Source organism: Deltaproteobacteria bacterium, from assembly GCA_020848905.1.
In the GTDB taxonomy this organism is placed as follows: domain Bacteria; phylum Myxococcota_A; class Polyangia.
Genome location: JADLHG010000042.1, coordinates 239,415 through 256,602, shown reverse-complemented (window position 1 = coordinate 256,602; position 17,188 = coordinate 239,415). Strand labels below are relative to the sequence as shown.

The 17,188-nt window shown below is 68.9% G+C and carries 15 protein-coding genes; 14 read left to right on the top strand and 1 reads right to left on the bottom strand.

Going from position 1 to position 17,188, the window contains the following annotated elements:
* Position 1 precedes the first annotated feature (1 nt).
* The 10 genes from IT371_18195 to IT371_18150 all read left to right on the top strand — a co-directional run bounded on the left by IT371_18195 (position 2) and on the right by IT371_18150 (position 11,077).
* On the top strand, positions 2–1,894 hold the full coding sequence (locus tag IT371_18195) for an ABC transporter permease (GenBank protein MCC6749602.1): 1,893 nt from the start codon (positions 2–4) through the stop codon (positions 1,892–1,894).
* Between the two features lie 217 nt (positions 1,895–2,111).
* Positions 2,112–2,870, top strand: a complete 759-nt coding sequence (locus tag IT371_18190; GenBank protein ID MCC6749601.1) for an ABC transporter ATP-binding protein — start codon at positions 2,112–2,114, stop codon at positions 2,868–2,870.
* A 2-nt stretch (positions 2,871–2,872) separates the two neighbouring features.
* Positions 2,873–5,191: an outer membrane protein assembly factor BamA gene (bamA, locus tag IT371_18185; GenBank protein MCC6749600.1), complete on the top strand. Its 2,319-nt coding sequence runs from the start codon at positions 2,873–2,875 to the stop codon at positions 5,189–5,191.
* A gap of 119 nt (positions 5,192–5,310) precedes the next feature.
* Positions 5,311–5,823, top strand: a complete 513-nt coding sequence (locus IT371_18180) for an OmpH family outer membrane protein (protein ID MCC6749599.1) — start codon at positions 5,311–5,313, stop codon at positions 5,821–5,823.
* Between the two features lie 7 nt (positions 5,824–5,830).
* Positions 5,831–6,904 (top strand): UDP-3-O-(3-hydroxymyristoyl)glucosamine N-acyltransferase, encoded by a 1,074-nt coding sequence (gene lpxD, locus IT371_18175; GenBank protein MCC6749598.1) that lies wholly within the window; start codon positions 5,831–5,833, stop codon positions 6,902–6,904.
* On the top strand, positions 6,898–7,332 hold the full coding sequence (gene fabZ, locus IT371_18170; protein ID MCC6749597.1) for a 3-hydroxyacyl-ACP dehydratase FabZ: 435 nt from the start codon (positions 6,898–6,900) through the stop codon (positions 7,330–7,332). The genes lpxD and fabZ overlap by 7 nt, the downstream gene beginning before the upstream one ends.
* Before the next feature lie 8 nt (positions 7,333–7,340).
* Positions 7,341–8,183, top strand: coding sequence for an acyl-ACP--UDP-N-acetylglucosamine O-acyltransferase (gene lpxA, locus IT371_18165; GenBank protein MCC6749596.1), 843 nt, complete (start codon positions 7,341–7,343; stop codon positions 8,181–8,183).
* Positions 8,171–9,787 carry a PPC domain-containing protein gene (locus IT371_18160; protein ID MCC6749595.1) on the top strand — a complete coding sequence of 539 codons (1,617 nt, stop codon included), beginning with the start codon at positions 8,171–8,173 and terminating at the stop codon, positions 9,785–9,787. Before lpxA ends, IT371_18160 begins: the two co-directional genes overlap by 13 nt.
* Before the next feature lie 7 nt (positions 9,788–9,794).
* Positions 9,795–10,472, top strand: coding sequence for a hypothetical protein (locus IT371_18155; protein ID MCC6749594.1), 678 nt, complete (start codon positions 9,795–9,797; stop codon positions 10,470–10,472).
* 434 nt (positions 10,473–10,906) lie between these two features.
* Positions 10,907–11,077 carry a hypothetical protein gene (locus tag IT371_18150; protein ID MCC6749593.1) on the top strand — a complete coding sequence of 57 codons (171 nt, stop codon included), beginning with the start codon at positions 10,907–10,909 and terminating at the stop codon, positions 11,075–11,077.
* 111 nt (positions 11,078–11,188) lie between these two features.
* Here IT371_18150 and IT371_18145 read toward each other — a convergent pair whose 3' ends face one another.
* Positions 11,189–11,875: an N-acetylmuramoyl-L-alanine amidase gene (locus IT371_18145; GenBank protein MCC6749592.1), complete on the bottom strand. Its 687-nt coding sequence runs from the start codon at positions 11,873–11,875 to the stop codon at positions 11,189–11,191.
* Positions 11,876–11,993: 118 nt separating this feature from the next.
* Between IT371_18145 and IT371_18140 the strand changes: the two genes are divergently transcribed.
* From IT371_18140 to IT371_18125, 4 genes are all read left to right on the top strand, one after another.
* Positions 11,994–13,352 carry a sigma 54-interacting transcriptional regulator gene (locus IT371_18140; GenBank protein ID MCC6749591.1) on the top strand — a complete coding sequence of 453 codons (1,359 nt, stop codon included), beginning with the start codon at positions 11,994–11,996 and terminating at the stop codon, positions 13,350–13,352.
* A 231-nt stretch (positions 13,353–13,583) separates the two neighbouring features.
* The gene (locus IT371_18135) at positions 13,584–15,014 is read left to right on the top strand and encodes a hypothetical protein (GenBank protein MCC6749590.1); all 1,431 of its coding nucleotides are present in this window, start codon (positions 13,584–13,586) and stop codon (positions 15,012–15,014) included.
* Positions 15,015–15,079: 65 nt separating this feature from the next.
* Positions 15,080–16,078, top strand: a complete 999-nt coding sequence (locus tag IT371_18130) for a matrixin family metalloprotease (protein ID MCC6749589.1) — start codon at positions 15,080–15,082, stop codon at positions 16,076–16,078.
* Between the two features lie 74 nt (positions 16,079–16,152).
* Positions 16,153–17,172 (top strand): hypothetical protein, encoded by a 1,020-nt coding sequence (locus IT371_18125; protein MCC6749588.1) that lies wholly within the window; start codon positions 16,153–16,155, stop codon positions 17,170–17,172.
* Positions 17,173–17,188: the final 16 nt, after the last annotated feature.

Genomic DNA, 17,188 nt, shown 5'->3' with positions numbered 1-17,188 from the left:
GTTGTCCGACGCGGCGCGACCGAGCGGAGGACCCCTCGCGCGCTTCGTTCCGCTCGTGCTCCTCCTGCTCGGCGCGGCGGTTCTGCTCGTCCGTGGCCTGCTTGCCGCACGGTCTCCGCATCCCTTCGTCAGCGTGGCCCTGCTGCTCGGCGGAGGTGCGCTCGTGGCGGTGGGCGGGATCGGCCTGGCCCTGGTGGTGGCGACGCGCCGCTCCTTCGAGTGGTTTCTCGCGTGGCGGTACCTCCGCGCGCGGGGCGGTCGACGGTGGGTGACGCTGGCGGTGGGTCTCGGCCTCCTCGGGGTGGGGGTGGCGCTGCTTCTCGCGGCGAAGGTGGCCGGGCGTCCCCCGGTGGGCGAGCTGGTGCTCGGGCCGACCCGGCTTCAGCGCGGCCTCGAGGGGGCGGCCGTGGCCGTCTTCCTGGTGGCGAACTGGGTCGTGCTCTTCGGTCTGCTGCTGCTCGCGTTCTCGCTCTTCACCTCGGTCGCGGTCTTCGGGGTCTACCTCGGCACCTGCGCTCTCGTGGTCGTCCTCTCCGTGATGGGGGGGTTCGAACAGGACCTGCGGCGGAAGATCCTCGGGACCCGCGCCCACGTGGTCGTCTCGCGGCATGGCCAGCCGTTCGTCGACTACCGTCCGACGCTCGGGCGGGTCGGCCAGCTCCCCGGCGTCACGGCCGCGGCCCCGTTCGTCGAGGCCGAGGTGATGCTCTCCAGCCAGAACAACATCTCGGGGGTCGTGCTGCGGGGCATCGATCCGCAGGCCGTGGGGCGCGTGAGCGAGCTGCCCGCGTACCTGCGGGCCGAAGGGGGGGCCGGCAATCTCGGCAACCTGGTGCACCCCGAGCGCCTGGCGAAGATCCCCGCGACCCCCTTTCGCGCCGGGCTTCCGCCGCTGCGCGACGTGGACGAGGACGCGGACCGTACGGGCGAGGGGGACAAGAAGAAGGGCGACCCGCTCGCGCAGTCGCCGAAGGCCGGGCCGGCAGGGGCGAAGCGCGCGGCTCCGGCGGGCAAGACCCCGCGCGCGGCCGAGGAGGACGACGACGCCGACGAGGCCGACGACGGCGAGCCGGCGCCGGTCAAGGTGCCACCCCGCCCGGTCTATCCGGGGATCATCGTGGGCGCGGAGCTGGCGAAGAACCTGAGGCTCTACGTGGGGGACGACGTGAACCTCGTCTCGCCCCTCGGCGGGATGAGCCCGGCGGGCCCGATCCCCAAGGCGCGTCCCTTCCGGGTGGCGGGGATCTTCTACTCCGGGATGTACGAGTACGATACCAAGCTGGCGTACATCACGATTCCGGCCGCGCAGCGCTTTCTGGGGCTGGAGGACGAGGTCACGGCGCTGGAGCTGAAGGTGGCCAACGTGGACTCCGTGGCCCTCCTGGCCGACGAGCTTCGCCGGCGCCTCGGCAGCGGTTACGAGGTCAAGGACTGGCAGCAGCTCAACCGCAACCTCTTCTCGGCCCTCAAGCTCGAGCGGGTGGTGATGTTCGCCGTGCTCACCTTCATCGTGGTGGTGGCGGCCTTCGCGATCATCATTACTTTGACCATGCTGGTCCTCGAGAAGCGGCGGGAGATTGCGGTCCTGAAGGCCCTCGGGGCGGGGCACCGCGCCCTGCTGCGGGTCTTCGTGATCGCCGGGGTCTACATCGGCCTCATCGGGATGGCCATGGGCGTGCTCGAAGGCCTCACGATGTGCACCTACGTGGCCTACGTCGGGCTGCCCCTCGACCCGGAGGTCTATTACATCTCGCGTCTCCCCGTGCGGATGAACCCCTGGGACATCGGAGCGGTGGCGGGGGCCGCCGTGACCTTGAGCCTGCTCGGGACCCTGTATCCGGCCTTTCTGGCCTCGAGCCTCAAGCCGGTCGAAGGGCTCCGGTACGACGATTGAGCGAGGCGGGGGCCGCGCGACCGCCCCGCGAGGTGCCTCGTCCGGACGCAGTAGATCCCGGCGGGGCAACTCCTTCCCGCGCCGTGGGGTCCGATCGGATCATGCCGCGTTCGGATAGGGGACGCGGTGCGTTGACAGCCTGGACCTATCTGAGTAGTCTAGCGCGATTTTCCGTCGGAGACGGCCGCCATCCCGCGGCCAGCTTAGCGAACGCCCCGTGCCTGACCTCGACCCGTCAACCCACCCCCATAGCGGCGAGCCCCTCATTCGCGTGGAGGGCCTGACGAAGACCTTCGACCACGGCGGTCGCCGGCTCGAGGTGCTGCGCGGGATCAACCTCACCCTGGCCACCGGCGAGATGGTGTCCGTGATGGGGCAGTCGGGGGCCGGGAAGTCGACGCTGCTGCACATTCTCGGCACCATCGATCTCCCGACCGGCGGGGCGCTCTGGTTCGCGGGACGGGACCTGCGGCGCATGACCTCTACGCAGCTGGCCGAGTTTCGCAACCGCAGTATCGGCTTCGTCTTCCAGTTCCACCACCTGCTCCCCGAGTTCACGGCGCTCGAGAACGTCATGATGCCCGCCCTCATCCAGCGCCTTCCGCGCGAAGTCGCCGAGCACCGGGCTTCCGAGCTCCTGCGTACCGTGGGGCTCACGGAGCGCGTGACGCATCGTCCGGGCGAGCTCTCCGGAGGGGAACAGCAGCGCGTCGCGCTCGCGCGGGCCCTCGTGATGCAGCCCCGGCTGCTGCTCGCCGACGAGCCCACGGGCAACCTGGACAGCAAGACCGGCGCCGCGATTCACGACCTCTTCTTCTCGCTAAACGAGCGCTACCGCACGACCATCTTCGTGGTCACGCACAACCCCGAGCTGGCGGCGCGGATGCCGCGCCAGATGCAGATGGTGGACGGCCTGATCTACGAAGCCGCCGACGCGCCCAGACCGCTCGACAGCCCCGTGGCAGTCGGAGCCTAGCGGTGATCCGCCTCGGCACCGCTCTGCTGGTCCTCCTCGCCCTCGCGACACCGGCGCGCGCCGAGCGAGCGCCGCTCGTCGGACGCATCGCCTTCCAGGGAAATCGCAAGGTGGAGGAGGCCGCGATGCGGGCGGCCCTGTCGAGCCGCGAGGGCCTGCCGTACAGCGCCGCGCGCGTGGCGGCCGACGTGCGTTCGATCTGGCGCATGGGGTACTTCGAGGACGTGCAGGTGAACCTGCTCATCTCCTCGCGGGGGCTGGTGCTCGTCTACGTGGTGAAGGAGAAGCCGTCGGTCCGCAAGATCGTCGTCGCGGGCAACGACGAGGTGGAGCTGGACAAGATCAACGAGGTGCTGGACCTGAAGCGCGAGGGGATCCTCGACGTCTCGCAGATCAAGCGCAACGCCGAGAAGATCCGCGACCTCTACACGGAGAAGGGGTTCTACCTGGCCGACGTGACCTACCGGCTGCGCAAGGTGAGCAAGACGCAGGTCGACGTGCTCTACGACATCCGGGAGAACGCGAAGGTCGTCATCCGGCGCATCACCTTCATCGGCAACCGCGCCGCCTCCGACGACGACCTGAAGGCCGTGATGGGGACGCAGGAGGGCGGGTACTTCTCGTTCCTTACCTCGAGCGGCACCTACCAGGAGAGCGCGTTCGAGCGGGACCTGCTCCTCATGACCGCGCTCTACTACGACCGGGGCTACATCAACGTGAAGCTGGCCACGCCGCGGGTCACGCTGAGCCCCGACAAACGCTTCATGTACATCACGATCCACATCGAGGAGGGGCTCCAGTACCGCCTCGGCAAGCTCGACATCCGCGGCGACCTGCTCTGGCCGCGCAAGGAGCTGATGGCCGACCTGACCGTCCGGCGGGGGGAGATCTTCAACCGGACGAAGCTCGGCAAGGACGTCATGGCGCTGACCGACCGCTACAAGGATCGGGGCCACGCGTACGTGAACATCACGCCGCTCACCAGCATCGACGCCGACAAGCGCATCGTGGACCTCACCTTCGACGTGCAGAAGGGCCCGGTGGTGATCTTCGAGCGGATCAACATCCGGGGGAACAGCAAGACGCGGGACAAGGTCATTCGCCGCGAGCTGAAGGTGTCGGAGGGGGACCGCTACAGCCAGACCTTGCTCAACCGCAGCAAGGCGCGCGTCACGGCGCTCGGGTTCTTCGAATCGGTGAACGTGAGCACCAAGCGTGGCACGACCGACGACCGCATCGTGGTGACGATCGAGGTCAAGGAGCGGCCGACGGGCACGTTCCAGGTGGGGGCCGGCTTCTCGTCGGTGGAGAACTTCATCGCGCAGGCGCAGATCTCGCAGAACAACCTCTTCGGCCGGGGGCAGCGGCTGGCCCTGCAGGCCCAGATCTCGGGCCTGCGGCAGCTCTTCTCGGTGAGCTTCTGGGAGCCGTACTTCCTCGACACGCAGTGGACCTTCGGCTTCGACGTCTACAACTCGCTGCGCAACTTCGAGTCCTTCAACCGGAATGCGACGGGCGGAAACCTCACCTGGGGCTACCCGATCACCGACGACATTCGCGTGTACCTGACCTACACGGGCGAGTACGTCGCCGTTTCCACGGCGGGCCGAGGAAACATCTTCGGCGCCACGACCACCTCGCCCTTGCCGGCGGGGGTGCAGCTCGCGAACCTCTTCAACAGCGGGTTCACCTCCAGCGTGCGCTTCTCGGTGCAGTGGGACACGCGGAACAACCGGCTCTTTCCGACCAAGGGTTTCTTCCACACCATCTGGGCCGAGTTCTCGACGCCGGTGCTCGGATCGCAGAACGTCTTCAACCGCTACGGCGGCTTCACGCGCTGGTACTACCCCATCTGGGGGCCCTTCGTGTTCAAGTTCAACGGCCAGATCGGCGTCATCACGAGCTCGGACCCCAAGGGCGTGCCGATCTTCGAGCGCTACTTCGTGGGCGGGATCATGGACGTGCGCGGTTTCCGTCCGCGCTCGCTGGGGCCGCGCATTCCGGTGCTGAGCTCCGTCGACCCGAACGACAGCATCTTCTATTTCAACAAGGGCGGGAACAAGGAGATGATCTTCAACGCCGAGATCGAGTTCCCGATCTTCGAGAAGGTGGGGATCCGCGGGGTGATCTTCTCGGACGCCGGCATGGCCTTCGACGACAGCGAGCCCCTCTCGTTCACGGCGCTGCGACACAGCGCGGGCTTCGGCTTCCGGTGGTTCTCGCCCATCGGTCCCCTGCGCTTCGAGTGGGGGTTGCCGCTGCGCCCGCAGTCGGGCGAGGACCCCCTGGTCTTCGAGTTCACGATCGGGAACTTCTTCTAGCAGAGTGGATTTTTGGGGGGCGGTTCGGTAAAAGGCGGTCCTGCGCTGCCGGGCGGCGCCGGAGAGCTTCCCGCGGGATCGGGAGCCTTCAGGAAACTCAGCCTATCGAGGAGCTCATCATGATCAGGTCGCTCGTTGTCGGCGGAACCCTTCTTCTGGCCTTGCACGCGGGAACCGCGGAGGCCAAGGACCTGCGCATCGGCGTGGTCAACATGCAGCGCGCGGTGAGCGAGACGGAGGAGGGCCGCAAGGCGGAGGCGAAGCTTCAGGACCTCAAGGACAAGCTGGAGGCCGAGCTGAACCGCAAGCTGAAGGAGTTCTACGAGGAGGAAAACAAGCTACGGAAGGCGTGGTCGATCCTCAAGGAGGAGGAACGCCGCAAGCGCGCCGACGACTCGCGAAGGAAGTTCGAAGGTCTGCAGAAGCGGTACATGGAGGCCGAGCGCGAGCTCATGAAGAAGAAGACGGACGCCTTCATGGCGATCACCAATCGGCTGACCAAGATCATCCAGAAGATCGCCGAGCGGGACAAGTTCGACTTCATCTTCGCGAACGCCGCGGTGCTCTGGGCGCCGCGCCACGTGGATGTCACGAACGACGTGATCCGCTCGTACAACCAGGCGAAGAAGTAGGTCCGGAATGGCGGTCACCCTCGACGACCTGGCGCGAGAGACGGGGGGAAGGGTCGTCGGGGAGGGGAGCGTGACCGTCCTCGGCGTGGCCGAGCTGGCCTCCGCCGGGCCGTCGGAGATCGCTCCGTTCACCGATCCGCGGCGCGCGGAGGAGGCGAGGGGGGCCGTCGTGGCGGCGCTGCTCGTGACGCGCCATTGGCCGGAGCTCCGCACCCCGCAGCTCGTCTGCCCCGACGCGGGCCGAGCCCTGGCTCTCATCATCCGGATATTCGCTCCTGCGGCCGAGGTCCTCCGATCGGGCGTGGATCCCCGTGCCGCCGTCGAGCCGGGAGCGGTCGTGGAGCCCGGGGCCTGGGTCGGCCCCTTCGTCTTCGTCGGGGCGGGGGCGCACGTCGAGGCCGGTGCGCAGGTCGAGCCCTTCAGCTACGTGGGTGCTCGCGCGCGCGTTGGAGCAGGAGCCCGCGTGGGGCCCGGCGCCGTGGTGGGCGAGGGGTGCGAAATCGGGCCCGCGGCGCGGGTCGGGCCCGGAGCGATTGTGGGCGGGAGCGGCTTCGGTTTCTACCGGGAGGAAGGTGCGTGGCGCGCGGTCCCCCAGCTGGGATCGGTGGTGATCGAGGCCGAGGCCGAGCTGGGCGCGAACAGCTGCGTGGATCGCGGCACGCTCGGTGCCACGCGAGTGGGCGCTGGCGCCAAGCTCGATAACCTCGTACAGGTCGGCCACAACGCCTCTATCGGGTGCGGCGCGCTCCTCTGCGGGCAGGTGGGCGTGGCCGGCAGCGCGGTGGTCGGCGCGGGCGCGGTGCTCGCCGGGCAGGTCGGGGTCGCGGACCACGTGCGGGTGGGCGAAGGGGCGCGTGTGGGAGCCCACAGCGGCGTCGCGCAGGACGTGCCACCGGGCACAACGGTGACGGGCTATCCGACGGTGCCGCACGTCGCGTGGCTCCGCACGAGCGCGGCCCTCGCGCGGCTCCCTCAACTTCTCGGTCGTGTGACGGAGCTCGGTCGACGGGTCGAGCTCCTCGAGCAGCGCGCGATTTCGTGCGCGGCAGGCCCTCAGGGCGAGGAGGAAGACGCATGCTAGACATCAACCAGATCTTGAAGATCCTGCCGCATCGCTACCCCTTCCTCCTCGTGGACAAGGTGAGCGAGGTGTCCGAGGAAAAGATCGTGGCGCACAAGTACGTCACGGTGAACGAGCCGCACTTCAACGGGCACTTCCCGGGGATGCCGGTGATGCCCGGGGTGCTGATGATCGAGGCGCTGGCGCAGGCCGGCGCGATCCTCGCCCACCAGAGCGGCGGTTTCGATCCGGCCACGCAGAACCTCTTCTTCATGACCATCGACAAGGCGAAGTTCCGCCGCCCGGTGCGTCCCGGGGACCGGCTGGACCTGGAGGTGGTGCCGCTCCGCAAGGGGGGACGGGTGTGGAAGCTGAAGGGGGAGGGGCGAGTTGACGGAGAGCTGGTCGTCGAGGCCGAGCTGATGGCCACCATGTCGCCCCGAGGCTGAGGCGCGCCATGACCGGCCAAGAGGGGCGGCCGGCGGGGGCCGGGGTCGCCGTGCATCCGAGCGCGCACGTCAGCCCCGACGCACGGCTCCTCGGGCCGGGGACTGAGATCGGCCCGGGGGCGGTCGTCGGCAAGGACGTGGTCGTGGGGCCGGGGACCCAGGTCGGGCCGTACGCGATTCTGGAGGGCCTGACAGTCATCGGCCGTGACAACCGGATCGGGCCCCACGCGGTCGTCGGCGCGCCGGCGCAGGTGCGAAGAGGGGCGGAGGGCGGTCGGCTCGTCGTCGGGGACGGCAACACCATCCGCGAGTTCGTGACGATTCATGCCGGTAGCGCGGGGGGCGTGACCCGTCTCGGAGACCGCAGCCTGCTCATGGCCTACGTGCACGTCGCGCACGATTGCGAGCTCGAGGACGAACTCGAGCTCGCGAACGGCGTACAACTGGCAGGGCACGTTGTGGTGGGGCATCACGCAGTGATAGGTGGTCTGGCAGCCGTGCATCAGCTGGTGCGGATCGGGGCCGGCGCGATGGTCGGCGCAGGATCGATGGTGTCCCAAGACGTGCTGCCGCACGCCCTCGTGAGCGGAGACCGAGCGCGTCTGTACGGGGTGAACACCGTCGGGCTTCGTCGTCGGGGGGCGGATGCGGCACGTCGTCGGGAGCTGGAGCGCGCGTTTCGGATGTTGCGGTCAGTCGACACGCTGGCTCACGGGATCGACCGGGTTCGAGGCGAGGTAGAGCTCACCGTGGAGGTGCGCGAGCTGCTGCAGTTCCTCGAGAGAGGTGGACGGCGGGGGTACTGTCGACCGAGCGCTGGGGGTCGAGGATCCGCGTCGTGCGACGGCTGATCCCTTTTCTCGCCCTGGCCGTTCTCGGCGGCTGCACCTGCGGACGGCCGCCGCCTTCCACGCATCGCGGCGCCAACGTCGTCGTCGTGGAGCCGAGCGAGGTGGGGCGCGCGGCAGCGGTCGCGGAGCGCGAGCCGAACGACTCGCGGCGGCAGGCGCAGGCCGTGGCGGCCGATCAGCCGGTGGCCGGAACCCTCGCGCGCCAGGGCGGGACCGAGGACGAGGACTGGTATCGGGTGGAGGTCGGCTCTCAGGGGCAGGTGCTCTCGGCCACGCTGAGCGGGCTCCCCGGCGCCGACCTGGTGCTCGAGGCCTTCTCGGCCAAGGGGAAGAAGCTCGTGAGCGTGAACAACGCCGCCGAGGGAGAGGGCGAGCGGCTGGCCAACCTCTCGGTGGAGGGCGGCACCTACTACCTGCGCGTGCGGGCCAAGGGAGGGGCGGCGCAGGGGCAGCCCGGCGATGGCGGACCAGGCCAGGGCGCGAGCTACCGCCTGAGCTGGGCCGTTCGCGCGCGGGAAGAGGGAGAGGAGCGCGAGCCGAACGGTCGGTCTGCCGAGGCGTCCCCGCTGCTCGTCGGGGAGGAGGCCATCGGGCACCTCGGGTGGCGAGGCGACGCGGACTGGTACGAGACGCCGCTTCGGGACGTGGGCCCCGCCGCCCGGCTGAGTGTCGAGCTGAGCGGCCTCGACGGGGTGCGGCTCCACCTGGCGGTGCGCCGCGGGGATGGAACGGTCGTGCAAGAACGCTCCGGCGGGGTGGGGGAGGGCGTCGCGCTGCCGAATCTGGGTCTCCCTGCGGGAACGGAGCGCCTGTTGGTGGTCGTGCGCGCACGCCAGGGCTACAGCGTCGAGGGGCGCTACACGCTGCGCGTGGCGACCACGGTGCCGGCTGTGCCGACCGAGAGCGAGCCCAACGATCGACCGGCCTCGGCGGGAGCGCTGGTCCCGGGGCAGCCGGTGGTTGGAAATCTTCCGGACGCCGCGGACCGGGACCTCTTCTCCGTCCCGGTGACGCAGCCGTCGCTGCTCCGGATCTGGGTCTACCCGGCGCCGCAGCTGGATGTGGCCCTCGCCGCCCTCGACGCCGGCGGGCAGCGCGTGGTCGCCGTGGATGACGGCAAGCTTGGCGACCCCGAGGCCCTGAGCGGAATTCTGGTCCAGCCGCCGCGGGCGCTCGTCGAGCTCCGGGCCGTGCGCCGGGCCGAGACGGAGGGCGCCGCCCCCTATCGGATCGTGGCCCGACTGCTGCCTCCCGACGGCTGGGAGCAGGAGCCGAACGACGTGCCGGAGCGGGCGACCCTCTGGCCCTCCGCACAGACGGAGATGCGCGGCTTCTTGCACCCGCGCAAGGATGTGGACCACTATCGGGTGGTGGCCGGAGACGGCCCCGTGACCGTGGACGTGACCGCGCCCAAAGATCAGCCGGCGAAGCTGGAGCTCCTCGACGGAAACGGGGTCGCGGTGGCGGTGGCGGGGCCGCCCGACGGCCAGGGCGTCTCGCGAGTGTCGAGCCAGGTGGCAAGCGGCACGTCTCTGGTGGTGCGGGTACAGCCCCGTGGCGAGGCCCCGCGAGGCCGGCAGGTCTACGTTCTGAAGCGGGAGTGAAGGCGCGATGAGAACGCGACGGATCGCAGTGCTCGGCCTCCTCGGGGGGCTTACGGCCCTCGCAGGTTGCCCCTCTCGCGCCACGTCCACGTTGAGGCCGGAACAGGTTCTGGTGGCCTACGCCAAGGCCCTCTCGGCCGGGAACTACGACGCGGCCTACGAGCTGATGTCCCTCTCGTTCCGGCAGCGCTACGATCGGAAGGAGTTCTTGCGGATGCTGCGCGAGAACCCGGACGAGGTGCGCATGAGCGTCCGGCAGCTTCAGGAGGTGCCCGAGCAGGCCCGGGTGGAGGCGCGCTTCGAGTACGGGGAAGGCGACGCCTTCCTGATGGTCGTGGAGGACGGTCACTGGAAGCTGGCCTCGGATCCCCTGGATTTCTACAGCCAGCGCACACCGGCCGAGGCGCTGAGATCCTTCGTGCGCGCGATGGAGCGGCGCCGCTACGAGATCGTGCTTCGCTTCGTGCCCGCCAAGTGGGCCGAGAGCATGACGGTCGAGAAGCTTCGCAAGCAGTGGGAGGGAGAGAAGCGGGAGGAGGTGGACCGCATGTTGAAGACGTTGCGGGCGAACCTGAACGCCCCGATCCGCGAGACGGGGGACATCGCCACCATGCCCTATGGCGACAAGTACGAGGTGCGCTTCGTGCGCGAGGACAGCCTCTGGAAGATCGAGGATCCGGACTGACCGGCGCCGGGCCCTTCAGCTCCTTTCCCAGCGTGGGCCGGGACTCGGGGCCCCACCCCGTGGGGTCGGCCGAGGACGGCTCGTTCGCCGCACCTAAACCCAGCCCGACGGCGGACGTAGTAGGGGATATGGGATCCGCGTTTGTTCGGGTGACAGAAGTTGTCACTCGCTGTGAAAAGATTGCGTGGGATCCTGTGACGCAGAGCTGTCGAGAACTGCTGGAGGATTGGTTCTGACAGGGGCGTATTGGCCGGGCCCGCCTCGAGAAAGTGACGTGCGAGGCGCGAAGCTCGGCAGGGTGAGGGGCGGGTGGAGAAGCGCACTGATCGCCGCGTAGCGTGCATGTTCCGCGCGTTACGCGAGCGAGGCCGAGGGCGGGTGGCGTGTGGCGTGGAGTTTGCTAAACCCTGGAACAAGGGCTGAGAGGTGATCCGATGCTCGATCCGTGGATCATCGAAGAAATCAGGCGACGCGAGGAGCGTCAGTGGCGCGAGGAGCGCCCTGTGCTCGACATTCCATTGATGCCACCCCCGGACAGTGAGGCGGAGGCGACGAAGGAGGAGACCGAGGAGCGGGGAGTGGTGATCGTGGATTTCTGCGTCTAGGGCTGGCCTCCCGGTCAGCTCGTCGCACGCGAGGCGGCCGTGCGCCGTTGCCGCGAGCCGCCGCGACGCATTGCGCGGCGACCTGCACACATCGACGCCTGTCGGGCCCGATCAGCGCGCCACGGGTGCGCTGTCGTCCGTCGGAGCGTACCGACCCCGAAGACCGAGGTGCGCGACCTGCCGCCGGAGCTGGCGCATGAACTCCGGGCCGGGGTCGGCCTTCGCGTTGCGGTAGGTGGGATCCCGCTCCCGGAAGAACGGGGCGCCCTCGAAACGACGCCACTCGAAGTGCCCGAGGAGGTAGCGGATGGGGTGCCGCCGCACGAGCTGCGCAAGCAAGGCGGCGTTCGCGTCGAGCTGCTCGCGGGTGAGCGGGGCTCCGGGGACGCCGCCCACGTTCTCGATGCCGATAGCGTCGTAGTTCAGCCCGATGCAGTGCCGCGCCATCCAGGTCTCGGGCATCAGGCGGTAGATCGTTCCGTCCCGGTCCACGAGGAAATGCGCCGAGACGTTGAGGTGTCCGCCCCGCACCAGGTAGCGTCGGGCGGCGCGCAGTCGCACGCGGTTGAAGCCGCGCCAGACCGGCTCCAGGCGGGCGGTGCCGGTCCAGTGAATCACCACGGCCTTGGGGACGATGCGCAGGTCTTCGACCTGGAGGCCGTAGTGCTGCCGGAGGTAGTCCTTGCTGAGCTCGATGCGCTCCGCGTCGAACCGGATCGGACGATCGAGGATCTCGGGGTCGGCTCGGGCCCCGGCGCTGGCCGCCAGGACGCCTCCGACGACGGCCGCCGCGCGCAGGCCGCGGGCGCTTCGCCACGAGAGAGCCGCACGAGCAAACCTTGGTGAGGCCACGTTGCTTGACGCCGTCAGGGCCGGTTGTTAGTGTGGTTCAAGCCTTTCCAACAGCTTATCAGGCTTGGAGCAGCGAGACACAGCCAAGACGCGGCAGGCCCATGGCGGAGACCGCGCGATTCACCTTCGCCAGTGCAAGCTCGTCGTCCTCAAAGGCGCCGAGCGAGGCCGAGAGTACGTCATCGCGGGTGACGTAATCCGCATCGGCAAGCACGAGAGCAACGACCTCGTGCTCCCCGAAGACACCGTCTCCCGCGTCCACTGCGAGATCCTGCGCGATGCGCGCGGCTATCTGCTGCGGGACCTGCAATCCACGAACGGCACGTTTCTCGATGGGGCCGAGGTGCGCGAAGCGTATGTTCGCGCGGGCTCGGTCGTCACCGTCGGGACGGTGCAGGTCAAGTTCCAGCCCTTCGAAGAGCGCATCGAGATCCTGCCGAGCGAGCACGAGCGCCTGGGGGCGATGGTCGGGCGCAGCCTGGCGATGCGCGAGATCTTCGGGCTGCTGGAGCGCGTCGCCCCTACCGAGGCCACCGTGCTCATCGAGGGGGAGACGGGGACCGGCAAGGATCTGGTGGCCCGAACGGTCCACACGCTGAGTCGGCGCCGCGAGGGCCCTTTCGTGGTGGTGGACTGCGGCGCCGTCGCGAGCAACCTCATCGAGTCGGAACTCTTCGGCCACGAGAAGGGGGCGTACACCGGGGCTACCGCGACGCGCCAGGGGGCGTTCGAGCTCGCCGACGGTGGAACCATCTTCCTCGACGAGCTCGGCGAGCTGAGCTTGGACCTGCAGCCGAAACTCCTGCGCGTGCTCGAGCAGCGGGAGATCCGCCGCGTGGGAGGCAATCGGACGATCCGGGTGGACATCCGGGTGGTCGCGGCGACGAAGCAGGACCTCCGGTCGGAGGTGGAGAAGGGGAAGTTCCGGGAGGACCTCTACTTCCGGCTCTCGGTGGTGCCCGTGTACGTCCCCGCGCTCCGGGAGCGACGAGAGGACGTCCCACTCCTCGTGAAGGACTTCGCGGCGAAGCTGGGGTTCGCCGACGAGGAGCTCCCCGACGAGGCGATGGCGATCCTCACGGCCCACGATTGGCCGGGCAACGTGCGGGAGCTGCGGAACGTGCTCGAGAGGGGCCTCTACCTGTCTCGGCAGGCCGGCGATGACGCGATGAAGTTCATCAGCGTGATGGGGCTCGGGGCGGGGCGGCCGGCTCCAGCCGGAGGCCGCGGACTCGAGCCGGAGTTCGACCCGAAGGCCTCGTACCGCGACAATAAGGAGCGGTGGAGCGACGCGTTCGAGCGGCGCTACCTGGACTGGCTCCTGCGGCGGTCGGAGGGAAACATCTCGCGCGCGGCTCGCGAAGCCGACATGGACCGCAAGTACCTCCACAAGCTGCTCAAGAAGCACAACATCGTCGTCTGAGTCAGAGGGAGATCTCCCACGGGTGCCTTTCCGCTCGAGCGTCGCAACCTGTCCACGCACCTGGGGTGGCAGAGCCCCATGGTGGGGCTCGAGTCGCAGGTCGAGGGATCCCGACGCGCCACAAAGTCTCACCATTGCAGTGCCTTGTGGGCGCGTGAGTCGCGCCCGACGGGGGCGCCGCATGGCACCTATCTTGCCCTTAGAAGGCACGGAACCTTGAAGGAGACCACCATGTCACGCGGCTGGCACCTCACGAAGTCTCTGGCAGGAGCGGCATTCTTCGCTCTCGCGCTGGCAAGCTGTGCGGGCGAAGCTCCGCCGTTTACGGAGCCACCGCCAAATCCGGACTCGGATCCGTTTGCGCCGTGCACGGATCCGCTCAAGTGCTGCCCGGCCTCCGAGCTGAAGTGCACGGGCAGTCCGGACCGCGGGGTGATCTGCAGCTGCAAGAACCTCTGGAACTGCGACCTCAACCAGAGCAAGTGCACCCAGCACACGCCGGTACCTCCGGGCGGCGGCGGGGACTGGAAGTGCACCTGGAACGAGTTCAGCTACAAGTGCAAGGGCAGCGGCGACACCTCGGGCAATCCGCCCCCGGGTGGCGGCGGCTGGACCTGCAAGCCGGACTCCGAGAAGGGCTGGGAGTGCACCTACGACTACCCGCCGAACCCGGCGAACAAGCCGGACGGCGCGGGCAAGTGGATCTGCGTGGCTGGCGCGGCGCAGCTGACCTGCGAGCGCAAGGAGCCGCCCCCGACCACGACGACTCCTCCCGGCACGACGCCTCCTCCGGGCGGCGGCGTGTGGAAGTGCGAGACCAACGCCGAGGGCAAGAAGGTCTGCACCAAGCAGGACGACAACGGTGGTCTGCCGCCGGGCGGCGGGACGTGGCGCTGCCACGAGGGAACCGAGGGGGGCAAGAAGGTCAAGGTCTGTGTGGGCGACCTGCCCGCGGGCAGCCCGCCGCCGGGAGGTGGAGGCTGGACGTGCAAGCAGGTGGCGAACTCTCCTGACTCGTGGATCTGCACCCGACCGATCGGGACCAACGACGTGCCGCCGGGCGGCGGGTACTGGTCGTGCAAGTCGGGCACGGAGTTCGGCGGTACCAAGTGCTCGCAGGTGGACCAGCCCCCGACGCCTCCGGGGCCCTATCCGAAGCCGGGCGAGAAGTGCGTCCCGGGACGCAAGATGTGGTGCGACGGCCTGCAGTACTGCGGTTGGGGTCAGATCACCTGCAAGCCGGATGGTTCGTGGCCCACGCGCGTCGTGAACGGCAAGAGCGTGCTCGACTGCCAGGAGCTCGCGAGCGAGCGGAGACCCGACAACCTGTGCGGCTGCTTCCACTTCTACTTCAACCCGGTGTGCTGCGAGTCGCCGGACTGCATCGTGCCGGAGAACCCGCCGGCCGTGCCGTTCTGCACGACGAAGCAGAAGGAGCTCGAGGCGGCAGGCAAGTGGGGTCAGCTCTGCAGCTTCTGCGACCCGCGCAAGCCAGCGTGTCAGAACGGTGGACGCTGCATCATCACGAACTCGATGGAGACCTTCTGCGGGTCGGCCTGCTCCGGGAATAGCTGCCCGACGGGCTTCAGCTGCCTGCCCATCAAGGTCGGCGGTGGGACCACGAACCAGTGCGTGCCCGCTGACTTCAGCTGCTACTTCTAGGTAACCCACGAGCGGTCGGCCTCCTCTGCGGGGCCGACCGCTTCTCCACCCCAGGGAGGATCAGCATGCGGCCATGGGGCGCGCTGGTTGTCTGCTCGCTCATCGCAGTTGCCCGCCTTCCGTCGGCGAACGCGTACTGCATTCGAAGCTTCCAGGGCTACACGAAGCAGGCGGCCTGGAAGAAGGTCGTGCCCTACAAGATCTCCGACGCTGTGACCGACCCCAAGATCCTGGCCGCCATCGACGCGGCCTTCCAGACCTGGGGCTCGGTGCCCTGCTCGGCCTTGAAGTTCTCCAAATCGGGGACCTTCCCCCAGGGCTCTACGCCCTTCGAACACAACGAGTACGCCATCTACGTCTTCTGGTACCCCTCCGCGACGGGCTATCCGACCGACCCCAAGTACGCGGCGTTCACGTTTCTCGGACACGACAACTTCGGCGGGCTGGTGCGGGGGTCGATTGCGCTCAACGGCTTCAACAGCCAGTACAAGTGGGCCACGGACGGAAGCGCCACGGCACTGGACGTGCAAAACGAGGTCACCGCGCTCATCGGACAGGTCCTGGGCTTCGGCGAGTCCACGACGCCCGGGTCCGTGATGTTCCCGGGGCTCAAGTTCGGCGACACCTCGAAGCGCAAGCTGAGTCAGGACGACATCAACGCCGTACTCTATCTCTACAAGGATGCGGGGTGCGCCGCGCCTCCGGCACCGGCGGGGAACTGCCCGGGGGGGACCCCACCGCCTCCGGGGGACGGCGGAGTCGCGCCGAAGACGGACGGTGGCGGGACCGGCGTGCGCGACGGGGGCGGCGGGGGCCGGGACGGTGGGGTCGGACCCAGGACCGAGGCGGGCGGCGGAGGGCCCTACGACGGTGCTCCGCCGGCGGCGACCGACGGGACGGTCATCCCCCTCGGTGACGGCGGGGGGACCGGCGGTGCGGGCGACGGCGGCGGGGGATGTGGCTGCGAGGTGGGTGACCGCGCGGGTGCGTGGCCGCTCGGCGCGGGCCTGCTGCTGGGGGTTGCGGGGCTGCTCCTTTCGCGGGGGCGGCGGCGACGCCGGTAATGGTCCGTGCGCGGAATTGCGAGCCGCAATTCCCGAGTGCTACCCTCTATCCACTCATAGGCAGGAGATACGTAATGCATAAGAGACTAGGAGTCTTGACGGCGGCGGTGCTCGCGACCCTCCTCGGAGGGCGGGCCGCCTGGGGCGCGATGTGCTACTGGACCTCGGACGAGAAGAACCCGGGGAAGGGCGTGGCGACGCACTGGCCGACGGCGCAACCGATCAAGGTCTGGATCTACTACCCCAAGACGGGCGGCAAGATGCCCGCCGACCGCGCCAAGGTCACCGACGAGGTGATGGCGGCCTTCAAGGCCTACGAGCTGAAGTGCACGAACCTCAAGTTCAAGCTCGAAGGGGTCCAGACCACGCTGATCACGCAGGTCAAAGGGGCCATCGTGGTGTACTTCGGGACGAACGCGGAGAGCCCGAGCACCTGGCCCGGCGGGAGCAGCATCTACCAGTACAACATGAAGTGGAAGGACGTGGCGTCGGGGGAGATCGAGGAGGCCCAGATCGGTCTCAACGCCAGCCCGACCAGCGCGTACGAGTGGGTCATCGGTAGCCCCGACGGCAAGAAGAACCAGATCGACATTCGCTCGGCCATGATTCAGATGATCCCGGGAGCTGTCGGATACTTCGTCGGCGCCGATCAGAAGACGGGCCAGGTGAACATCCAGGTGGGCGTGGAGCAGCGCACCCTGACGCAGGAGCAGACGGACGGGGCCACGTACATCTATTTCGACAAGGCGCAGGCCGGTTGCACGCAGCCGGCCCAGCCCAAGGCGTGCGACCCGAACGGTCCGGCCATCGGGGACAGCGGCGTGCCGGTCAAGAAAGACGGCGGGGTTGGAGGAGACGGGAACGTGCCCCCCGTGGGTGACGGCGGGACGGTCCGCGACAGCGGTGGCGGCACGGGGGACAGCGGCCTCCCGATCGGAGTGGACGGGAGCGTGGGCGGGGACGGTGGCACCACGGGAGGCAGCGGCGGATGCTGCCGCGTCTCGTACGTGGAGACCTCCGACGCGCCGTACGCCATCCTCGTAGGCCTCGCTCTCGTGGGGCTCCTCGTGTCGCGTCGCCGTCGCCGCCGCTAGCCTTCCCCCGCTAGCC